We start from the raw sequence: 20,490 nt of genomic DNA on the forward strand, positions 1-20,490 counted from the left end.
CGTCACGCGCCTTCCGTTCGTGCCTGGGCCGCGGGAGCGTCGAGCAGTTCCCGCAGATGCCCCTTGATGACTTTTCCCGACTGGTTTCTGGGCAGGGCGTCCATGACCAGCACCCGTTCGGGCAGCTCGTGCCGGGCCAGCCGGTCCATCAGGAAGGCGCGCAGCTCTCCGGTGGACAGGTCCGGGGAGCGCGGCACGACCGCGGCGGCGAGCACGGTGCCCAGCACCGGGTGCGCGACGCCGACCACGGCCGCCTCCTTGATCTGCGGGTGCTCGTACAGCGCGGCCTCCACCTGGAGCGTCGAGACCTTGAAGGCGCCGGTCTTCACCACGTCGCTCTCCCGGTCGTCCAGGTAGAGGTAGCCGTCGGCGTCGAGGTGCCCGACGTCTCCCATCCGCACCCAGCCGTCCCGGAACGTGTCGGCGCTGGCCTGGTCGTCGCCGTAGTAGCTGCGGGTGGCGGCGGGGGAGCGCAGCCAGATCTCGCCCGTCTCGCCGGGCGGCAGCGGGCGGCCCTCGCGGTCGGCGACGCGCAGGGCGCCGCCGGAGGCCGGGCGGCCCAGCGCGGCGGGCCGGGCCGGGTTGTAGATCATGATCGTCTGGGCGGGGGCCGCCTCGGTGGAGGTGTAGTAGTTCGTCACCGTGGCGTTGGGGAAGGCGGCGGCCAGCCGCGCGGACAGCGCCGGGGGGAGGGCCGCCGCCGAGGAGCCGAGGAGCACGACACTCGACAGGTCGTGGCGCTCGTGCAGGCCCGCGTTGAGCAGCTCGATCACCATCGCGGGCACGACGAACACGGTTCCGGCCCGGTACGACTCGATCAGCCGGGCGAACCTGCCCGGGGTGAACCCGCCGAGCGTCAGGACCGTGGGATGCGCGTCCAGGGCGTTCATCAGCATCGTCTGGCCGGCGTTGGTGCCGATCGGGAAGGCGTGCAGCAGGTGCTCGGAGTGCCGGAAGCGGCGCCGGTTCGGCCGGGTCTCGCAGCCGTGGACGAGGTTGGCGTGGACGGCGCCCACGCCCTTGGGGCGCCCGGTGGTGCCCGAGGTGTAGAGGATCTGGGCCAGGTCGCCCGAGCGGACCCGGACGCCGGTGGGTCCTTCGCCGCCGCCCTCCAGCCGGGCGGCGGGCACGGCCGGGTACGGCCCGGCGGGCGGGGTCAGTCCCTCGGCGTGCAGCACGACGGAGGCCGAGCAGTGCTCGAGCATGTACCCGGCCTCCGGCGCGGCGAGGCGGTCGGACAGCGGCACGGCCACCGCCCCGGCCTTCTGCGCGGCGCAGCAGGCGACGGCGAAGCCGGTCCAGTCCCCGCTCCCGAACAGCAGCCCGACCCGGTCGCCGGGGCGCACCCCCAGGCCGAGCAGACCGTGGGCGACCGCGTCCGAGCGCCGATCCCAGTCCGCGAAGGTGAGGGCGTCCCCGCCCGCCACCTCGATCGCGATCCGCGCCGGGTCCTGGGCGGCGCGCAGCCGCAGCAGGTCCGGCACGGTCCGCACGACCGGCGTGTCCGTCATCGCAGCCCCCTCTCCGGGCGCGGGTCGCGCCCGCCCGCGCCGCCGTTCACATGGCCGCCGTTCACGCCGGGGCCGCTCCCGCCGCCGTTCGCACCGGGATCACCTGTGCCGCCGTCACCTGTGCCGCCGTCACCTGTGCCGCCGTCACCCGTGCCGCCCGCCCGGTCCCGGCGGACCAGCGCGGCGGATCCGACCACGTCGTCGGGCAGGGAGTCCGTCGTCTCCCGGTCGAAGCGGGCCAGCGAGCGCAGGCGCAGCGCCGTACCGGCGACCACCACGATCATCACGGCGCAGATCAGGTACATCAGCCCGATGCCCCGCCCGGGGCCGGTGCCCAGGAGCGCCCCCAGGGTCGGGGCGAGCGGTCCGTCCGGCGTCATGAGCGGCTCCAGTACGGCCGACGCGTACGGCGCGACCAGACCGAACCCGATCGGCATGGTGGACCACGCGATCATCGTGTTGAGCGCGAACACCCGTCCGTGGAACCGCTGCGGCACCTTGACCTGGACGACGGTGGCGTAGATCCCGTTCAGCAGGGTGAGCGCCATGCCCATGCCGAACGCCCCCGCCCCGATGACGAGCAGGTCCTCCCGCATCCCCGTGACCAGGCAGCACAGGCCCAGGGCGAGGGTGAACAGCAGCATGCCGCGCACCCGCAGCCGCCGCGGCCCGCCCCAGACGCTCATCACCAGGCCGCCGAGGAACACGCCCAGCCCCGAGGCGAACGAGACCCGCCCCACGTCGTCGAGCGTCCCGAACGACAGCACCAGCGGAGAGATCATCAGGAACAGCGGGGCGAGGAAGACGTTGAGGACGGCGAAGAAGAGCAGCATGCTCCGGAATCCGCGGTGCCCCCAGGAGTAGCGGAAGCCCTCGACGATCTCGGCGGTCACCGTCTCCCTGCGCCGGTGGGCCATGGTCCGGGGGAAGCGCACGGCCAGCAGCACGCCGATGGCGAACAGGTAGCTCACCACGTCCAGGATGAGGATGCCCTCCAGGCCGATGCCCGCCACCAGCCCGGCGGCGACCAGCGGCACGAACAGCTGGGAGACGCCGGTGACCATCTGGTTGACCCCGTTGGCGTGGCCCAGGTACCGCTTGGGCACCAGCTGCGGGATGGCCGAGGCGTAGGCCAGGCGCTGGAAGGTCAGCGCGACGGACAGGCAGACCAGGAGCGGGTAGATGTGCCAGGTCTGCAGGTTCCCCGTCCAGAGCAGGCCGCCGAGGACGAGCTGGGTGCCGAAGGCCGCGATGTCGCCGCCGAGCATGACCTTCCTGCGGCTGACCCGGTCGACCACCGCCCCCGCGAGCGGTGCGACCAGCAGGCCTGGGACCAGGCCGAGCACCGCGAACAGGGCGAAGTCGACCACGGAACGGGTCGTCAGGAAGACCCAGAGCGGGACGGCGAACTCGGTGAGCGCTGAACCGGTGATCGAGACGAGCTGGCCGGAGGCGACCGCGAGGAACCGCCTCATGCTGGGCTCCGGTCCCGAGGCCTCCTCGGACCGGACGGCCTCGGGCGACCGCGAGACGCCCTCCAGCCACCAGGTCGCGCCGTCCTCCTCGCGCGGCGGCGCCGGTTCCCCGGCCGGTCCGGCGCCCGGTTCCGCGGCCGGTTCCGCAGTGGGCCCCGCCGCCGGTCCCTCCGCGGCGCGGTGCGCGGTGGTGATGATCGCGGCCAGTTCCCCGGCGCGGTAGCGGACGAAGAAGTGGCCCGCCTCCTTCAGCACCACCAGGACGCTGGTCGGGGTCAGGAAGTGCCACTCGCGGTAGCGCTCCTCGTGGTACTCGGTGGCCGGGTCGCGCTCTCCGGTGATCGTGACCAGCGGGGCCCGCAGCCGCGCGGTCCCGCCGTCGAGCAGCCCGGTGAAGTACCGCTCGGCGTGCTCGGCCTCGGCGCGCATGGTGCGCACGATGTGCAGGGCCTGCTCGGGGGTGAGCTCGCTGAGGTCCACGCCCATGGAGGCCAGCCAGTTGCCGTAGGCCCGGTCGGAGGCGACGGCGGAGGCCCGCGCCAGGCGGGACAGCGCGTTCATCACCCGGCCGCGGGGCCGTGCGAACGGGAAGGCCGCCCCGATGTAGACCGCCTCCGGCACCCGGTCCGCCGCCTCCAGCCGCCGGGCGACCTCCACGGCGAGGGCCGAGCCCACGCTGCTGTGGCCATAGACCACCACGGGGCCCGTCACCCGTTGCAGGATCTCGGCCACGCAGCGGGCGGCGAGCTCGTCGAAGGGCAGCGGGTCCTCGGCCAGGCCCACGTCGTGTCCCGGCACGGCCAGTGAGAGCAGCCGGTACCCCTCGGGCAGGGCGTCGGCCAGCGGCTGGTAGACCACCGCGCTGCCGCCGCCGTACGGGACGCAGACGTAGGTGAGCACGCACCGGTCCTGCGGGAGCGGCGGGGTGAGCTCGTGCAGCAGGCGGCCGGACCGCCGGTCCCCGGCGGGGGTGTCGGCGAGGGCGGCGAGCTCGCGGACGGTGGGCTGCCGGAACAGGTCCATCAGCGAGACGCCCGCGCCGAGCGCGCGCCGCATCCTGGCGATGACCTGGGTGGCCAGCAGGGAGTGACCGCCCAGCTCGAAGAAGTCGTCCTCGGCGCCGACCCGTTCGACGCCGAGGACCTGCGCCCAGATCTCGGCGATCGCCTGCTCGGTGGGTGTCGCGGGCGCGACGTGGCCGCCGCCGCCGCCGAACTCGGGGGCGGGCAGCGCGGCCCGGTCCAGCTTGCCGTTGGGCGTCAGCGGCAGGCGGTCCACGACCGTCACGGCGGCGGGCACCATGTGGGCGGGGAGGACCCGGGCGGCGTGCTCGCGCAGCTCCGGCCCCGTCCCGGCGCCGGCCGCCGGGCCGTCCGTCGTCAGGGTGCCGGCCGCCGGGACCACGTAGGCCAGCAGGTTGCCCCGCTCGGCGAAGACCACGGCCTGGGCGACCGAGGGGTGCGCCAGCAGGCAGGACTCGATCTCCCCGGGCTCGATCCGGTATCCGCGCACCTTGACCTGGTCGTCGGCGCGGCCGAGGAACTCCAGCTCCCCGTCGGGCCGCCAGCGGGCGCGGTCGCCGCTGCGGTAGAGGCGGCCGCCGCCGTACGGGTCGGGGACGAACCGCTCGGCGGTGAGGCCGGGCCGGCCGAGGTAGCCGCGGGCCAGCCCGGCCCCGCCGATGTACAGCTCGCCCGGGATCCCGACGGGGGCGAGCCGCCGCCGCTCGTCCAGCACATAGAGGGAGGTGGCCGCGATGGGCCTGCCGATCGGCGGGCGCCGGTCGCCCGCGCGCAGCTCGGCGGCGCTGGCGATGATCGTGGCCTCGGTGGGGCCGTAGGTGTTCATCAGGCGCACCCGGCCGCCGAAGTGCCGGTGCCACGCCGTCACGGCCGCGGCCTGCGCCTGGTCGGCGCCGAGGATCGTCAGCCGCAGGCCGGGCGGCCAGTCCACGGTGTCCAGGTCGGTGACGAGCTCGTGCCAGTAGGGGGTGGGCAGGTCCAGCACGGTCAGGTCCCTGGCGTACGGCGTGGCCAGGAAGTCGGGCAGGAACTCCCCGCCCCCGGGCAGCAGCACGAGCGCGGCCCCGGAGGTCAGGCAGGGGTAGATCTCCTCGGCGTGGGTGTCGAAGCTGACCGTGGCGAACTGGAGCACCCGGTCGTCCGGGGTGAGGCCGTAGGCCTCCCGCATCCAGCCCACCCGGGCCGCCAGCGCCGCGTGCTCGACCACGACGCCCTTGGGCCGTCCGGTGGAGCCGGAGGTGTAGATCACGTAGGCGGCGCGGCCGGGGTCGGGGGCGGGCAGCGGGTCCGATGCGCCCAGGTCCGATGCGCCCGGGGGGAGCCCGTCGTCCACGCAGAGCACCCGGTACGGCCCGTCCGGCAGGCGCCCGCGCAGCGCCGCGGTGGTGAGCACCACCCGTGCTCCGCTGTCGTCGAGCATGGCGGCCTGCCGTGTCCGCGGGTAGGCGGGGTCGAGCGGCAGATACGCGCCGCCGGCCTTCCAGACGGCCAGCAGGGCGGCAGGCAGGTCGGGGGAGCGGTTCATCGCGACGGCGACCACCGACTCCGGGCCGGCCCCCGCCGCGCGCAGCGCCCGGGCCAGGGCGTCGGCGCGCGCGTCCAGCTCGGCGTAGGTGAGCGTCCGGCCGGCGCAGGTCACCGCGGGGGCCCCGGGGCGGGCCGCCACCGCGGCGGCGAACAGTTCGGGGACCGTGTCCGCGCAGGGCGGCGCGGCGTTGACGCTCCACTCCAGGATCCGCCGGCGTTCCTCCCCGGACAGCAGGTCGATCTCCGACAGCCTCAGCCCGGGATCGGCGGCGACGGCGGCGAGCAGCCGGGTGAAGCGGTCGGCGAGGGCGGCGACGGTGCCGCGGTCGAACAGGTCGGTGGCGTACCCGAACAGCAGGTTCAGCCCGTCCGGGGTCCGCCAGGCGTCGAGGGACAGGTCGAACTTGGCCGCGGTGTACCCGGTGTCGAACCCGGTGATCTCCTCGAGCCCGCGGAGCCGGGGGGCCGCGGGGACCGCGGGCCGCTGCCGGAGGTCGTTCTGGGTGTGCAGGACGAACATCGTCTGGAAGAGCGCCGAGCGGCTGAGGTCGCGTTCGACGCGCAGCTCGCCCATGACCTGCTCGAAGGGGATGTCCTGGTGGTCGAAGGCGTCGAGCACCGCGGTGCGGGTGCGGTCGAGGAGCTCGCGGAACGTCGGGTCCCCGGACAGGTCGCCGCGGAGCACCAGCGTGTTGAGGAAGAAGCCGATGAGGGGCTCCAGCTCCACCCGGTCCCGGCCCGCGGTGGGGGATCCGACGCAGACGTCCTCCTGCCCGGTGTGCCGTGCGAGCAGTGCCTGGTAGGCCGCGAGCAGGACCATGAACAGCGTCGCGCCGTGCCGTCCGGCCAGCTCCTCCAGGGCCGCGGCGGGCTCCGCGCCGAGCGCGGCCGCGACGACGTCGCCGCGGGAGGAGTGCACGGCCGGCCGGGGCCGGTCGGCGGGCAGCTCCAGCACGGGAGGGTCGGCCAGGCGCGTGGTCCAGTACGCCAGGGACCGCCCGGCGGCCTCCTCGGTCAGGTGCTCCCGCTGCCAGGCGGCGAAGTCGGGGTACTGCACGGGAAGCGGGGGCGGTTCGTACGCCGGGCCCGCGCCGTACCGGGAGGTCAGTTCGTCGGCGAAGATGTTCAGCGACACCCCGTCGGCCACGATGTGGTGGCAGACCACGCAGACCACGTGGTCCTCCTCGCCCAGGCGCAGCACGCTCACCCGCAGCAGCGGCGCCGCGGTCAGGTCGAACGGGGTGCCGGTGCGCTCGGCGACCGCCGCGCGCGCCCACTCCTCGGGCGGCGGCGCGCCCGGTCCGGCCTCGGCGTGGTCGAGGAACTCGACCGGTACGGCGGCCTCCGGGACGACCTCCTGCACCGGCGTGCCGTCGACGTCCCGGAACCGGGTGCGCAGGCTCTCGTGCCGCTCGACGAGGGCCGCCACGGCGCCGCGCAGCGCGTCCGGGTCCAGCACCCCCCGCCACCGCTGCGCCAGGCACATGTTGAACGCCGCGTCACCGGGGTCGAGCTGGTCGAGGAACCAGATCCTCTCCTGGCCGAACGTCAGCGGAGCGGGGGCGCCGGCGGGGCGGCGCGGGATCGGCGCGGTCGCCGCGCCCGCGCCGCCGCGCAGCCGCTGGAGCAGCAGGGCGCGCTTGGCGGGACTCAACGTGGCAACGCGTGAGTCCTGCTCATCGAGCATGGTTTTCTCCCTCGCATCGGGATGAACCCGCCGGGGACGAGGCGGTCGGGGATGGCGGACGTCTCTGTGTCGAGGAGCCGCCGGAAAGCGTGGGAACGCTCCCACTGCGGAGCAGGGTAGGTAGCCATGATCTAGGGCGTCAAGGCGTTACTTTGGCATTACCTGTTCGTCGCCCGTCTGGCCTGGTGTTTCTTGAGGATTACGCCGAGGGCTGCAGCAGATCGGGATACGGAGCCTTCCCGATTCCTTGACACCCCTCCCCCTCCTGCCTAGTTTTAGGGGCGTTTTCAGGGGCTGTGGGAGCGCTCCCGTGACGGTTTCTGCACCATTTGCTGCCTTATGGCCAGCTTTTATCCGTACTGTCCTACGACAGGAAGACCTGCCATTCCCATGACCAGCGCCAGCCTCCGATGACCGGCTTCACTCCGGATCGGGCGCGGACCGGCTCTTCCCCGCCCGCGGCGGAAGGTCTGGAGCGCCCGCTCCTCGTCCGGACCCCTGCCGCGGAGGACGCGGTGCCGTTCCCCGGGACGCCGTTCCCCGGGACGCCGCCTCGCTCCGGGGCCGTCCCGCTCCACTGCCGATCCTCGGGCGTGAGTCTCCACCGTATTCTCACATTCCCTGCGCCCGGCCGTCACAGGAGTCTGTTTTGATCGGGCCGTGACGGAGAGAAACGCGCCGGGAACCGGTGACGTGCCCTGGGCCGCGGGCTGCGGGGTGATGGCGGTCGTCGCACTGATCTGCGCAATGCTCGGGGCGTTTCTCGACATCGTCCTCGTGGTCCGGGCGCAGCGCCACTGCCTCGGCGAGCTGGACGCCGGGGAGGGACTCGCCGGGTTCGTCTGGGCGGCGAGCCGGCTCGTCGTCCTCCCGGTCGTCGCGTGCGGCTCGGCCCTCGCCTCCCTGCCGATCAGCCTGATCGCCCACCTGCCGCGGTTCGCGGGACACGGCTGGCTCAAGGCCGTTCTGCTGGCTCCCGCCGTCCTCGTCGCGGTGGCCGGTCCGGCGGCGGCGGTCCTCTACGACGTCGCCTCCGGCGGAGGCGCGGGTGGTTGCGTCCCGCCCTGCCGGCCCGCCTGGCCGCCGCTGTGACGCGGTTCGGAGTGCCGCGCACCGCGGAATCCGCCACCGCCCGCCGCTCCCGGGCGGCGGGTGCGGGCTCCGCTCTCCCGGCGGGGGCCTCTACCCGGAGGCGCCCCTCTTGCGCCACAACCGCAGCGCGGTGCGCACGGCCGTGATGACCGCCGAGCCCACGGCGCCCACCAGCGGCTCGCGCTCCTCCTCGGCGGTGGGGCCGGGGTCGGGCCCGCAGGGGGTGGAGTCGCCGGCCCGGCACGCTTCCAGCTGGGCGGCGAAGGCCAGGCCCAGGAAGAGGGCCATGGAGCTGAGGAAGGACCACAGCAGCAGCGCCATCACGGCGGTGAGCGGGCCGTAGGTGGCGCCGAAGGTTCCGCTGCTCTCGGTGTACAGGGCCAGCAGCAGGGTGAAGCCCGTCCACAGGACCAGGGCGACCAGGGCCCCGAAGGCCAGCCAGGTATGGCCGGGCTGCCTGCGGCGCGGGGCGGCGCGGAACAGCACGGAGGTGGACAGCAGGGCGAGCAGGAAACCGACCGGCCAGCGCACCAGTGCGAAGGCGCTGCGGGTGCCCTCGTCCCAGAGGTAGACCTCGGCCAGGGCGCGGCCGATCGCGCCGCCGCCGACCATCGCGACGAAGCCCGCCGTCATGAAGGAGCCCGCGGTCAGTGCCATCAGCAGGGCCCGGCCGTACTTGCGGTGGAACGGGCGGTCCCGCTCGACGCCGTAGATGCGGTTGGCGCCGCGCTCGACCTGCGCCATGGCGCTGGTCAGCGAGGCCAGCGCGGTGGCCAGGCCGAGCCACAGGGCGAGGGTGCCGCCGGTCCTGCCGGCCTGCCGGTGGCTGTCTCCCAGCACGTCCCGGACGGCCTCGACGCCGGGACCGGGGGCCAGGTGGCTCAGCGTCAGCTCCAGGACCTGGCCCAGGCGCTCCTGGTCGATCACCGAGCTCAGCCCGACCAGGGCGATGGCGCCGGGAATGACCGACAGGCAGACCTGGAAGGCCAGCGCGCGGGAGTTGGTGAGGCCGTCGCCGTACCGGAACCTGGTGTAGGAGTCGCGTGCCAGGTGCCAGCGGCCGTAGGCCCGCAGCGTCTCCCAGGCATGGTCGGCGGAGAGCTCGTCGCCGTTCATGCTCCGCGTCTGCGGCACTCTTGTCGCGGTTCCCATACCGGTGAGAAGAATGCCGGAAAAGTAACCTCCTGGCCAGTCGGCGGGGCCGTCCTCTCCTGAACCTACCGCTTGCTTGGTTAAGGGACTACTCTCGACGTGAGTCCCACGCAGGGGAACCGCGGGCGGGCCCCTGCTCCGCACGCACCCGGACGGACGGACGGCGCCGCCGCCGTCGGCGACCGACCAGGAGGCCCCATGGCAGGCACCACCCCGCTGGCCGGCACGGCGGCGCTGATCACCGGTGGCGGCAGCGGCATCGGGCTGGCATGCGCGCGCCGCCTGGCCGCCGACGGCGCCGCGGTCACCATCTGCGGCCGGACCGAGTCACGGCTGAAGGAGGCCGCCGGGACGATCGGCGCGCGCTACGTCGTCGCCGACGTCACCGACGAGGAGCAGATCGCGGCGGCGGTGCGGTTCGCCGCCGCGCCCGCACCGCTGCGCGCCGTCGTGCACAGCGCGGGCGGTTCCACCTCGATCGGCCCCCTGCCGCGACTGGACGCCGACGCCTGGCGGGCCACGCTGGAGCTGAACGCCACCGGCACGATGCTCACCCTCAAGCACGCCGCCCGCGCCATGGCCCGCAACGACCCCCGGGGCGGCGCGTTCGTGGCGATCTCGTCGATCGCGGCCTCCACCACCCACCGCTGGTTCGGCGCGTACGGGGTGTCGAAGGCGGCCGTGGACCACCTGGTGAAGCTGGGCGCCGACGAGCTGGGGCCGGTGGGCGTACGCGTCAACGGCATCCGGCCCGGCCTGGTCCGCACCGAGCTGGTCGCGGGCATCACCGACCCCGGTCCCGTTCTGGACGACTACCTGGCCTGCATGCCGCTGGGCAGGATCGGCGAGCCCGGCGACATCGCCGAGGCCGCCCGGTTCCTGGCCGGGCCCGAGTCGTCGTGGATCACCGGCCAGGTGGTCGACGCGGACGGCGGCCACCATCTGCGCCGCGGTCCCGACTACCGCGCGATCTTCGAGCCCATGTTCGGCGCCGACGCGCTGCACGGAGCGCCCCCCGAGGAGTGAGCCCATGAGGAACCCGCGTTCCGGGAGTACGGCATGGTGAGAGACGCGCCCGCGGCAGGGCGCTCGTTCAACCTGGCCGACCTGTTCGAGGTGGTGGCCGACGCCTGCCCCGACCGGCCGGCGCTGGTCGCCTCCGGAGGGCCGCCCGAGCGGCGGCTGACCTACGCCGAGCTGGACGCGCGCGCCAACCGGGTCGCCCACCACCTGGCCGCGGCCGGGGTGGGACCCGGCGACCACGTGGGCGTCCTCGCCTACAACCGGGCCGAGTGGGTCGAGACGATGATCGGCTGCTTCAAGCTGCGCGCCGTCCCGGTCAACGTCAACTACCGCTATGTCACCGGCGAGCTGACGTACCTGCTCGGCAACGCCCGCTGCGTCGCGCTCGTCGCCGAACACTCGCTGCTGCCGGGCGTCGACCGCGACCGGCTCCCGGGGCTGCGCCACGTCCTGACCGTCGGCGGCGACACCGTCGGCGGCGCCGACGACTACGAGGACGCGCTGGCGGCGGCGTCGCCGGAGCGCGGCTTCGGGCCGCGCTCTTCGGACGACCCGTACCTGCTCTACACCGGCGGCACCACGGGTCTGCCCAAGGGGGTGATGTGGCGGTGCGAGGACATCTTCGTCGCCGCCATGGGCGGCGGGAACTACGGGGGGCCGCCGGTGTCCGCGCCGGAGGAACTGGCGGCGTGCGCCGCCCGCGACCCGCTGCGGGCGCAGGTGCACGCGCCGCTCATGCACGGCGGCGGCCAGTGGATCACCTGGATCACCCTCACCACCGGCGGCACGGTGGTGCTGTGGACCGGCCGGCACTTCGACGCCCGTCTCGCCCTCGGCCTCGCGATACGCGAGCGCTCCCAGATCCTCATGCTGGTCGGCGACGGCATGGCCCGCCCGGTCGTCCGGGAGCTGGAGGGCGGCGAGTATCCCGGGCTCGAGCTGTTCGCGTTCGGATCGGGCGGTGCGCCGCTGTCCGACGACGTCAAGGAACGGCTGACGGCGGCGGTGCCCGGCGCGTACGTCTCCGACAACCTCGGCGGTTCGGAGACCGGCGCCATGGGGCCCTCGCTCGGTGACGGGCGCTTCCGGCTGGGCCCGGAGTTCGCGGTGCTGGGCCCGGATCTCACACCGGTCGGCCCCGGGCAGGAGGGAGTGGTGGCGAGGACCGGCCACATCCCCCTCGCCTACTGGGACGACCCGGTCAAGACGGAGGAGACCTTCGTGACCGGGCCGGACGGGCGGCGCTGGGCGCTGCAGGGCGACCATGCCCGCGTCGAGGACGACGGATCGGTCACCCTGCTGGGCCGCGGCTCCCTGGTCATCAACACCGGCGGGGAGAAGGTGTTCGCCGAAGAGGTCGAGACCGCGTTGCGCGCCCACCCCGCCGTGACCGACACCATCGTCGTCGGCGTCCCGGACGCGCGGCTCGGCCGGCGCGTCACCGCCGTGGTGGTGCCCGCCGGACCGGTGACCGAGGAGGTGCTGGCCGCGCACTGCCGGACCCGGCTGGCCGGGTACAAGACACCGCGCGCCTTCCACTTCGTGGAGCACATCGAGCGCACGCCCGTCGGCAAACCCGACTACGCCTGGGCCCGTTCGGTGGCCACCGGAGGAGACGGAACCGGGTGACCCGCCGAGGCAGCCGGCCGGGGCGGAGAGGCCGCCGGACCGCTGGACATCCTCCGGCGGGCGGCGCACCCTGGACCTATGACCCCACGTGGCACCGGCCGTCCCGGGCACCGCGGCTCGGGCGGCACGAGCAGCCTGCCTCTCCGGATACTGGAGGAGATGGACGGAGGGCTGCTGCGGAAACTGCTCGACGCGCGCATACCCCGCTCCTGGACGCTCCAGCCCTGCAGCGGGTTCGACCCGCCGCCCGACCTGGACGAGCGGAAGGCGCGCGTCCGCCGGAGGTGACGGCTGCCGGCGCTCCCCGCCGTCCGGCCGGAAACCGCCGTGCCGTTCCTGAACGGCGCCCGCGAAGGCGCGGCCCGGCGCCGCGCGGACGGGAGCGGAAGGTGAACCGGACGGGCAAGGGCTGCGTATCCCGGGACGTGAAGACGTATCCGTGCATCGCCGTCCTCGCTCTCGCGGCCGCCCTCTCCGCGGCCTGCTCGTCCGCACGGGACGCGCCGGCCGGAGGGTACGGCCAGGCCGCGCCCGGGGGGAGGCCGCCCACCGTCGAGGAACTGGCCGCCAAGGTCGGCTGCGAGCCGAAGATCCAGATCGAGGCGGCCGAGTTGCGGCAGGGGCACTGCAGGACATCGGCGGGGGAGTTCTTCCTCACCACGTTCGCCACCCAGCAGGGCAAGGACGAGTGGATGGACGCCGCTCCCGAGTACAACCCGCACCTGGTCGGGAACCTGTGGACCGCGCTGTCCAGCCGCGCGGTGCTGGAGCGCGTCCGGCAGAAGCTGGGCGGCGACCTGCACCTGAAGGACCACAGGACCGGGACGCCCGCCCCCGGCTGACCCGCCTCCGCGCCCGCCGCCCCGCGCGGAGCCGGGTCGGCGAGATCAACAGCCTCGGACGAGCCCAACGGCCGGGGCGACGCCGAGCTCACCGCCCTGCTGCGGTACGGCGGGCAGGTCAGTACGGCAGGTAGTAGGTGAGCACGTCGGCGGTGAGCGGCGGGAACAGCGTGCGGAACAGCTCCTCGTCGGGGCCGGGATAGACGTCGGGACGGATCCGGGAGAGCCCGTCGATCCCGTGCGGGCCCAGCAGCAGCGCCGGCAGGTGGTCGGGCGCCACCCCCGCGCCGCCCGCGGCTCCGGGCCCCTGCATCGCGCCGCCGACGGCGACCGCCCCCAGACCGTCGGCGCCGACCGGTATCCGGTAGTGGGAGCCGAAGGCGGAGATGACGATGTCACGGCCGGTACGGTCGATCCCGGCCGCCAGGAGGCGGTCCCACAGCACCGGCCGGAGCCGGTCCAGGAACGCCGCCATGTCCGGGACACGGATGTAGTACTGCTCGGCCTGGGTCCGCCGCCCACCGGTGAGGAGGCCGCTCCACGCCGCCGCGGTCACCGTGCCCGCCCGCTCGACGGCCCGGACCTGCCCGCCGGGTACGAGGGCGGACACGCCGCGGAGCAGGTCCAGCGCCGCCGCCTCGTCGAGCGCGGCGGCCTCGGCCAGGAGCACCTCGTCGTCGTCCGGCGGCGTGGCGCGCCCGACGGCGGCGACGCCGCCGCCGCGCTCCACCACCCAGAGCGTGCTCGCCTCGTGGGCCAGCAGCCACCGCCACCGCGCCGCCGGGTGCGGCACGGCCACGTCGAACCCGCTCTGCGCCGCGTCCTGCAGAGCCGCCATCGCCGGGACGTCCGACGGCCGGGCGGCCCGGAACACCGACGCACCGCCGGGCGCACCATCACCGGTCCCGCCGGCCGGCCACGAGCGCAGGACCGGCGCGGGCGGGATGTCGACGGCGTACTCGTAGCCGAACAGGCGGTAGAAGTACGGGATCCCGATCATCACCTGCAGCACGTGGCCCCGGGCGGCGGAACGCTCGTGCGCCCACCGCATCAGCGCCCGCACGAGCCCGCGCCCCTCGTACTCCCGGTCCGTGGCGACCAGCTCGACCTGGCCCGCGGGAAGCCGTACGTCGGCGACGCGCAGTTCCTCGTCGAGGAGCGTCGCGGTGGACACGACCCGGTCGCCGTCGACCACCACGGCGCAGGCGGGCCATCCGGCGTCGGGATCCGTCACGACCAGCCGGTGGTCGAGGGCGTCGGCGGGCTCGCCGCGCTCGGCGAGGAGCGCGCCGATCTGGTCGAGGTCCTCGGGGCGGGCCTGCCTCAGGACGAGACCGTCGGCCAGGGTGATGGGCGGGGGTGCGGCAGTCGCGGTCACGGCGGGAACTATCCCACCGCCCGGCCGGCCCGTCCATCGGTTTTCGCAGCGGCCCGCGGGCGCGTCCCGGCGGCGTACGCGGCGCCGCCGGCGTACGCGGCGGCCGGTGCGGGCATCCGGTGCGGCGCCGGGGATCCACAGGCGGTGTTCATCCGCGCGTCCACGCCCCGCACGAGCTGCACATCCGGCGGCTCGCCGTCTCCCTCACCACCGAGCCGGTACGGCAGGCCGGGCTCGAACTGACCTACGAGGCGCTCGTCGCGGATCCGGAGCGCGAGCTGCGCCGGATCCGCGCGTTCCTCGGCATCGGCTTCGACCCCGGCATGCTCAGGTACGGCGAGCACGACCACGGCGCGTTCGAGAAGGGCATCGGGGACTGGCGGGACAAGATCCGCGGCGGGCGGGGTTCCCCGGCCGCCCGCCGCGGAGCCGGTCAGCCGGCCTGGGCGCCGGCGCGGCGCTTGGCCCAGACGTCGAGGGCGACGGCGGCCAGCAGGACGAGGCCCTTGAAGAGCATGACCTGCTCGCTCGGCGCGCCGATGAGGGACATGCCGTTGTTGATCACGGCCATGATGAGGCCGCCGGTGATCGCGCCGACCACCTTGCCGACGCCGCCCTGGACGGCGGCGCCGCCGATGAACGCCGCCGCGATGGCGTCGAGCTCGAAGCTGTTGCCGGCCGTGGGGCCCGCCTGGTTGAGGCGCCCGGCGAAGATGATCCCGGCGATCGCGGAGAGCACGCCCATGTTCACGAAGAGCCAGAACGTGACGGACTTGACGTTGATGCCGGACAGGCGAGCGGCGTGCAGGTTGCCGCCGATGGCGTAGATGTGCCGGCCGAAGACGGCGCGGTTGGTGACCAGGGTGTAGCCCACGACGAGGAAGGCCAGGAGGACCAGGACCCAGGGGAGGTTCTTGAACCGGGCCAGCTGCACGATCACCACCAGCACCACGGCGGAGGCGGCGGCCATCTTGAGGGCGAACAGGAGCGGCGAGTCGACCGGCTGCCGGTAGCCGATGCGCCCCTGGCGGGCGCGCCACTGGCTGCCGACGATCGCGGCCACGGCGGCGAGGCCGACGAGGAGGGTGATCAGGTCGGCGCCGCCGAGCGGGCCCAGGCCGACGTTGCCGAGGTAGCCCTCGACGAAGCCGTTGGAGAGGGTGCGGACCTCGTCGGGGAAGGGGCCGATGCCCTGGTTGCCGAGCACGGTCAGCGTCAGCGCCCGGAACACCAGCATCCCGGCGAGGGTGACGATGAAGGCGGGGATGCCGAAATAGGCGACCCAGTAGCCCTGCCAGGCGCCGATCAGCGCGCCGGCGATGAGCGTGATGAGCAGGGCCAGCGGCCACGCGACGTCCATCTCGACCATCAGGACCGCCGAGATCGCGCCGCTGAGCGCCACCACCGATCCCACGGACAGGTCGATGTGACCGGCGATGATGATCAGGATCATGCCGATCGCCAGGACCAGGATGTAGGAGTTCTGCACCATGATGTTCGAGATGTTCTGCGGACTGAGCAGTTCACCCTCGGTCAGGATGGAGAACAGAACGATGATCAGCGCGAAGGCGATGTAGATGCCGCTCTGCCGCAGGTTGACGGAGAAACGGCCGGCGGACGCCTTCGCGGCCGGGGGCGGGGGAGATCCGCCGCCCGGCAGGGTTTCCACCGAGGCCTTCTCGACGCTCGTCATGGCCGTTATTCCTTTTCCCTCGTCATGAATTGCATGAGCCGTTCCTGGGTCGCCTCGGCCCGCGGCAGCTCACCGGTGATCCGCCCGGCCGACATGGCGTAGATGCGGTCGCAGAGACCGAGCAGCTCGGGGAGTTCCGAGGAGATCACCAGGATGGCCTTCCCCTGGTCGGCCAGCTCGTTGATGATGGTGTAGATCTCGTACTTGGCGCCCACGTCGATGCCGCGGGTGGGCTCGTCGAGGATCAGCACGTCGGGGTCAGTGAAGATCCACTTCGACAGCACCACCTTCTGCTGGTTGCCGCCGCTGAGCTGCCCGGTGATCGACGAGACGCTCGGGGCCTTGATGTTCATGCTCGCCCGGAAGCCGTCGGCGACCTCGTGCTCCTCGTTGCCGTTGATCCAGCCGCCCTTGGCGAGCTTCTTCAGCGCCGCGGCCGAGACGTTGCGCTTGATGTCCTCGATGAGGTTGAGCCCGTACCGCTTGCGGTCCTCGGTGGCGTAGGCGATGCCGTGGGCGATCGCCTCGCGGACCGAGCCGATCCGGATCTCCCGGCCGTCCTTGTACACGCGCCCGGAGACGTCCACCCCGTAGCTCCGGCCGAACAGGCTCATCGCCAGCTCGGTGCGGCCGGCGCCCATCAGGCCGGCCAGGCCGACGATCTCGCCGCGGCGCAGGGTCAGGCCGGCGCCGGAGACGACGGCGCGGTCGTGCTGGACGGGACTGTGCACCGTCCAGTCCTCGATCCGCAGCACCTCCTCGCCGATCGTCGGCTCGTGCGGCGGGTAGCGGTGCTCCAGGTCGCGCCCGACCATGCCGGAGATGATCCGGTCCTCGGTGACGTGGTCGGCCCTCATGTCGAGGGTCTCGATCGTCCGCCCGTCCCGGATGATGGTCGTGGAGTCGGCGACGGCCGCGATCTCGTTGAGCTTGTGCGAGATGATCACCGAGGTGATGCCCTCGTCGCGCAGCCCCCGCAGCAGGTTGAGCAGGTGCGCGGAGTCCTCGTCGTTGAGCGCGGCGGTCGGCTCGTCGAGGATGAGCAGGCGGACCTTCTTGGACAGGGCCTTGGCGATCTCGACCAGCTGCTGCTTGCCCACCCCGATGTCCATCGCGGCCGTCACCGGGTTCTCCCGCAGCCCGACCCGCTCCAGCAGCGCCGCGGCCTCGGCGTTGGTGCGGTTCCAGTCGATCAGTCCGCGGCGGGTCCGCTCGTTGCCGAGGAAGATGTTCTCGGCGATCGACAGGTAGGGGCTCAGCGCGAGTTCCTGGTGGATGATGACGATGCCGTGCCGCTCGCTGTCCCTGATGCCGGAGAAGCGGCACGGTTCCCCGTCGAAGTGGATCTCGCCCTCGTAGGTCCCGTGGGGGTAGACACCGGACAGGACCTTCATCAGCGTCGACTTGCCGGCGCCGTTCTCCCCGCAGATGGCGTGTATCTCGCCTCTCCGGACCGCGAGGTTGACGTCCTGGAGGGCCTTGACGCCCGGGAAGGTCTTGGTGATCCCGCGCATCTGAAGTATGTGGTCGGTCATCGCGTCCGTCTCCGCGTCGCTCTTCTCGCCGGGACGGGTCCCCGGCCTGCCGGCCGGGGACCCGAACACGGGGTGCCGGTCTGCTACTTGAGCTGGTCCTCGGTGTAGTAGCCGGTGTCGACGAGGGCCTGCTTGTAGTTGTCCTTGTAGACGATGACGGGCTCGAGCAGGTAGGACGGGACGACCTTGTTGCCGTTGTCGTAGTCCTCGGTGTTGTTCACCTCGGGCTTGGCGCCCTTGAGCAGGGCGTCGGCCATCTTGACGGTCACCTCGGCCAGCTGGCGGGTGTCCTTGTAGATCGTGGCGTACTGCTCGCCGGCGATGATCGACTTGACCGAGGCGACCTCGGCGTCCTGGCCGGTGACGACCGGGTAGGGCTGGTCGGCGGTGCCGTACCCGCTGCTCTTGAGGGCCGACAGGATGCCGATGGACAGGCCGTCGTACGGCGAGAGCACGCCCTGGACCTTGGCGTCGGAGTAGGCCTTGGTGATCAGGTCCTCCATGCGCTTCTGCGCGGTGGCCGGGTCCCAGCGGAGGATGGCGACGGTCTTGAAGTCGGTCTCGCCGCTCTTGACGACCAGGGTGCCCTTGTCGATGTAGGGCTTGAGGGTGTCCATCGCGCCGTTGTAGAAGAACGTCGCGTTGTTGTCGTCCGGGGAGCCGGCGAAGATCTCGACGTTGAACGGGCCCTTGGCGTCGCCCTCGGAGCCGTCCTGCTTCTTCAGCCCGAGGCCCACCAGCAGCGAGGTCGCCTGCTGCACGCCGACCTTGTAGTTGTCGAAGGTGGCGTAGTAGTCGACGTTCGGGGAGTTGCGGATGAGGCGGTCGTAGGCGATCACGGGGATCTTCTTGTCGGCCGCCTGCTGGAGCTGGGTGGTGATCGCGGTGCCGTCGATCGAGGCGACGATCAGGACCTTGGCGCCCTTGGTGATCTGGTTCTCGATCTGGTTGACCTGGGTGGGGATGTCGTTCTCCGCGTACTGCAGGTCGACCTTGTAGCCCAGCTTCTCGAGGGAGCTCTTGACGTTCTCGCCGTCGTGGATCCAGCGCTCGGAGGACTTGGTCGGCATGGTGACGCCCACCAGGGCGCCTGCCGAGGATCCGCCCGCGCTCTGCTCCTGGTCGACGGTCTTGGTGGCGGAGCCGCAGGCGGTCATCACCATCGCGAGAGCCAGTCCCACGGGGACGGCGGCCAGCTTGGAGAACCTCATGTTCTGCCCTTCATAGGAACGCGGTATCGATCTGGGGGTGGTGCCGGCCTCGTCGCCTGCGGTCGGCGGCCCGGAAGCCGCCCGTAGGCCTCCGGGAACGTTCCGATGCGGCGGCGCCCGAGCGGCTGTGATCCGGCGCTCCGGCCCGTCCGCCCTTGTTAACGCTCACAACATCGTTCTCACACCCGTCTGCCGAGCTGGTTGGGGTGTGAGCGCTATCAAATGCGGGCTCCGGATGCCTGTCAAGGTTCGTAACAGCAACGTGACATCGAGGTTAACCGGTCAGAAGGGTACAAAGTCACTCTCGAAAAACCCCCTCGCGGTCCCCGGCGGGACGGGGAAGCCCTGGAGAAACCGGGGGAGGCGGTCCGGCTCGCCGCCGGCGGGAGGGCGGCGCCGCCCGGAGGGGCGCCGGGGCGGAGTGACCGAGGTCCCGGGCGACCGGTGACCTTCGCCCGCCGCACCGGAGTGCGGGGAGTCGCCGGGAGTGCATGTTTCGGGCAGATCAGGAGCGGGCGGTCGGGACGGGCGCCCGTGACCGCACTGTAATGGAAGAGCCCCTTGACGGTGAGGGATGTTAACGCTCACAGTCTCCTCAGACGAGGAAAGGAGCACCGGTGAGCTCTATCAGCCGAGGGCGCCGCTCTCCGGTGATGGCCGACGTGGCCAAGGTGGCCGGAGTGTCGCACCAGACGGTCTCGCGTGTGCTCAACGACCATCCTAACGTCCGCGCCGAGACCCGTACCCGGGTTCTGGCGGCGATCGACCAGCTCGGCTACCGCCGCAACCTGGTCGCCCGCGCCCTCGTCACCCGCCACTCCCGCACGCTCGGCGTGGTGAGTTTCGACACCACGCTGTACGGCCCGGCCAGCACGGTCTACGGCATCGAGCAGGCCGCCAGGGAGGCGGGATACTTCGTCAGCATCGTCAGCCTGCGGACCATCGACCGGGCCGGGGTGCACGACGCGCTGGACTACCTGGCCGAACAGGGCGTCGACGGCATCGTCGTGGTCGCCCCGCAGCGGTCGGCGGCCCGCGCGCTGGCCGACCTGCCGGCGGACGTGCCCATGGTGGCCGTCGAGGGCGACCACGCCGGAGACGTCTCCGTGGTCAGCGTCGACCAGGTCGAGGGGGCCAGGCTGGCCACCGAGCACCTGATCGGCCTGGGCCACGAGACCGTCTGGCACGTCAGCGGCCCGTCGGACTGGCTGGAGGCCGAGGGCCGCATCGCGGGCTGGCGAGGGGTGCTGGCCGCCCACGGCAGGGCGGTCCCCGAGATCCTGCCCGGCGACTGGAGTCCCCGCTCCGGGTACCAGGCGGGTCAGAGGCTGGCGCAGATGGAGGAGGTCACGGCGGTGTTCGTGGCCAACGACCAGATGGCGCTGGGGGTGCTGAGGGCGTTCGCCGAGGCGGGCGTCGAGGTGCCCGGGCGGGTCAGCGTCGTCGGCTTCGACGACGTGCCCGAGTCGGAGTTCTTCTCCCCGCCGCTCACCACGGTCCGCCAGGACTTCGGGGCGGTGGGCCGCAACAGCATCGGGATACTGCTCCGGCAGATCGAGGCGGGGCAGGACCGCTCACGCGAGAGGCTGGTGGTTCCGCCGCTGTTCAAGGTCAGGGCCAGCACCGCTCCGGTCCGGCGGTAGCCGTACCGCGCGGCGCACAGCCGCACGACGGCCCCCCCCGGGGCCGCATGAAGATGACAGGGCGCAGCCC

General features: G+C 72.9%; 14 protein-coding genes. 6 read left to right on the forward strand and 8 right to left on the reverse strand.

The window, feature by feature from the left end; genetic code table 11:
* Window positions 1-2: 2 nt before the first annotated feature.
* Both FHS22_RS16455 and FHS22_RS16460 read right to left on the reverse strand, forming a co-directional pair.
* Window positions 3-1,511, reverse strand: coding sequence for a class I adenylate-forming enzyme family protein (locus FHS22_RS16455; RefSeq protein ID WP_184942602.1), 1,509 nt, complete (start codon window positions 1,509-1,511; stop codon window positions 3-5).
* Window positions 1,508-7,222 carry a non-ribosomal peptide synthetase/MFS transporter gene (locus tag FHS22_RS16460; protein WP_184942604.1) on the reverse strand — a complete coding sequence of 1,905 codons (5,715 nt, stop codon included), beginning with the start codon at window positions 7,220-7,222 and terminating at the stop codon, window positions 1,508-1,510. Before FHS22_RS16460 ends, FHS22_RS16455 begins: the two co-directional genes overlap by 4 nt.
* 660 nt (window positions 7,223-7,882) lie before the next feature.
* Between FHS22_RS16460 and FHS22_RS16465 the strand changes: the two genes are divergently transcribed.
* On the forward strand, window positions 7,883-8,314 hold the full coding sequence (locus tag FHS22_RS16465; protein ID WP_184942606.1) for a hypothetical protein: 432 nt from the start codon (window positions 7,883-7,885) through the stop codon (window positions 8,312-8,314).
* Between the two features lie 90 nt (window positions 8,315-8,404).
* Here the strand turns inward: FHS22_RS16465 and FHS22_RS16470 are convergent, their stop codons facing one another.
* Complete coding sequence (locus FHS22_RS16470) at window positions 8,405-9,430, reverse strand: YihY/virulence factor BrkB family protein (protein ID WP_260407994.1); 1,026 nt, start codon at window positions 9,428-9,430, stop codon at window positions 8,405-8,407.
* 234 nt (window positions 9,431-9,664) lie between these two features.
* On the opposite strand from FHS22_RS16470, the gene FHS22_RS16475 reads away from it, so the two are divergent.
* The 4 genes from FHS22_RS16475 to FHS22_RS16490 all read left to right on the forward strand — a co-directional run bounded on the left by FHS22_RS16475 (window position 9,665) and on the right by FHS22_RS16490 (window position 12,960).
* Window positions 9,665-10,492, forward strand: a complete 828-nt coding sequence (locus FHS22_RS16475; RefSeq protein WP_184942610.1) for an SDR family oxidoreductase — start codon at window positions 9,665-9,667, stop codon at window positions 10,490-10,492.
* A 33-nt stretch (window positions 10,493-10,525) separates the two neighbouring features.
* Window positions 10,526-12,118, forward strand: coding sequence for an acyl-CoA synthetase (locus FHS22_RS16480; protein ID WP_184942611.1), 1,593 nt, complete (start codon window positions 10,526-10,528; stop codon window positions 12,116-12,118).
* 78 nt (window positions 12,119-12,196) lie between these two features.
* Window positions 12,197-12,406, forward strand: coding sequence for a hypothetical protein (locus FHS22_RS16485; RefSeq protein WP_184942613.1), 210 nt, complete (start codon window positions 12,197-12,199; stop codon window positions 12,404-12,406).
* A 101-nt stretch (window positions 12,407-12,507) separates the two neighbouring features.
* Window positions 12,508-12,960, forward strand: coding sequence for a hypothetical protein (locus tag FHS22_RS16490; RefSeq protein WP_221473726.1), 453 nt, complete (start codon window positions 12,508-12,510; stop codon window positions 12,958-12,960).
* Between the two features lie 118 nt (window positions 12,961-13,078).
* Here FHS22_RS16490 and FHS22_RS16495 read toward each other — a convergent pair whose 3' ends face one another.
* From FHS22_RS16495 to chvE, 5 genes are all read right to left on the reverse strand, one after another.
* On the reverse strand, window positions 13,079-14,338 hold the full coding sequence (locus tag FHS22_RS16495) for a GNAT family N-acetyltransferase (RefSeq protein ID WP_184942615.1): 1,260 nt from the start codon (window positions 14,336-14,338) through the stop codon (window positions 13,079-13,081).
* 8 nt (window positions 14,339-14,346) lie between these two features.
* Entirely contained in the window at window positions 14,347-14,688 is a 342-nt protein-coding gene (locus FHS22_RS16500) for a hypothetical protein (protein ID WP_184942617.1), read from the reverse strand.
* Window positions 14,689-14,771: 83 nt separating this feature from the next.
* Window positions 14,772-16,031 (reverse strand): multiple monosaccharide ABC transporter permease, encoded by a 1,260-nt coding sequence (gene mmsB, locus FHS22_RS16505; RefSeq protein WP_184942619.1) that lies wholly within the window; start codon window positions 16,029-16,031, stop codon window positions 14,772-14,774.
* Window positions 16,032-16,036: 5 nt separating this feature from the next.
* Entirely contained in the window at window positions 16,037-17,566 is a 1,530-nt protein-coding gene (gene mmsA, locus FHS22_RS16510; protein ID WP_184942621.1) for a multiple monosaccharide ABC transporter ATP-binding protein, read from the reverse strand.
* A gap of 83 nt (window positions 17,567-17,649) precedes the next feature.
* A complete protein-coding gene (gene chvE, locus FHS22_RS16515) occupies window positions 17,650-18,777 on the reverse strand; it encodes a multiple monosaccharide ABC transporter substrate-binding protein (RefSeq protein WP_184942622.1) in 1,128 nt (375 codons plus the stop codon).
* Window positions 18,778-19,430: 653 nt separating this feature from the next.
* Here chvE and FHS22_RS16520 point away from each other — a divergent pair.
* Window positions 19,431-20,420, forward strand: a complete 990-nt coding sequence (locus FHS22_RS16520; protein ID WP_184942892.1) for a LacI family DNA-binding transcriptional regulator — start codon at window positions 19,431-19,433, stop codon at window positions 20,418-20,420.
* The last annotated feature ends 70 nt before the right edge of the window (window positions 20,421-20,490 follow it).

This window comes from Thiemannella venezuelensis (genome assembly GCF_014203605.1).
GTDB classification, from domain to species: Bacteria; Actinomycetota; Actinomycetes; order Streptosporangiales; family Streptosporangiaceae; genus Planomonospora_A; species Planomonospora_A venezuelensis.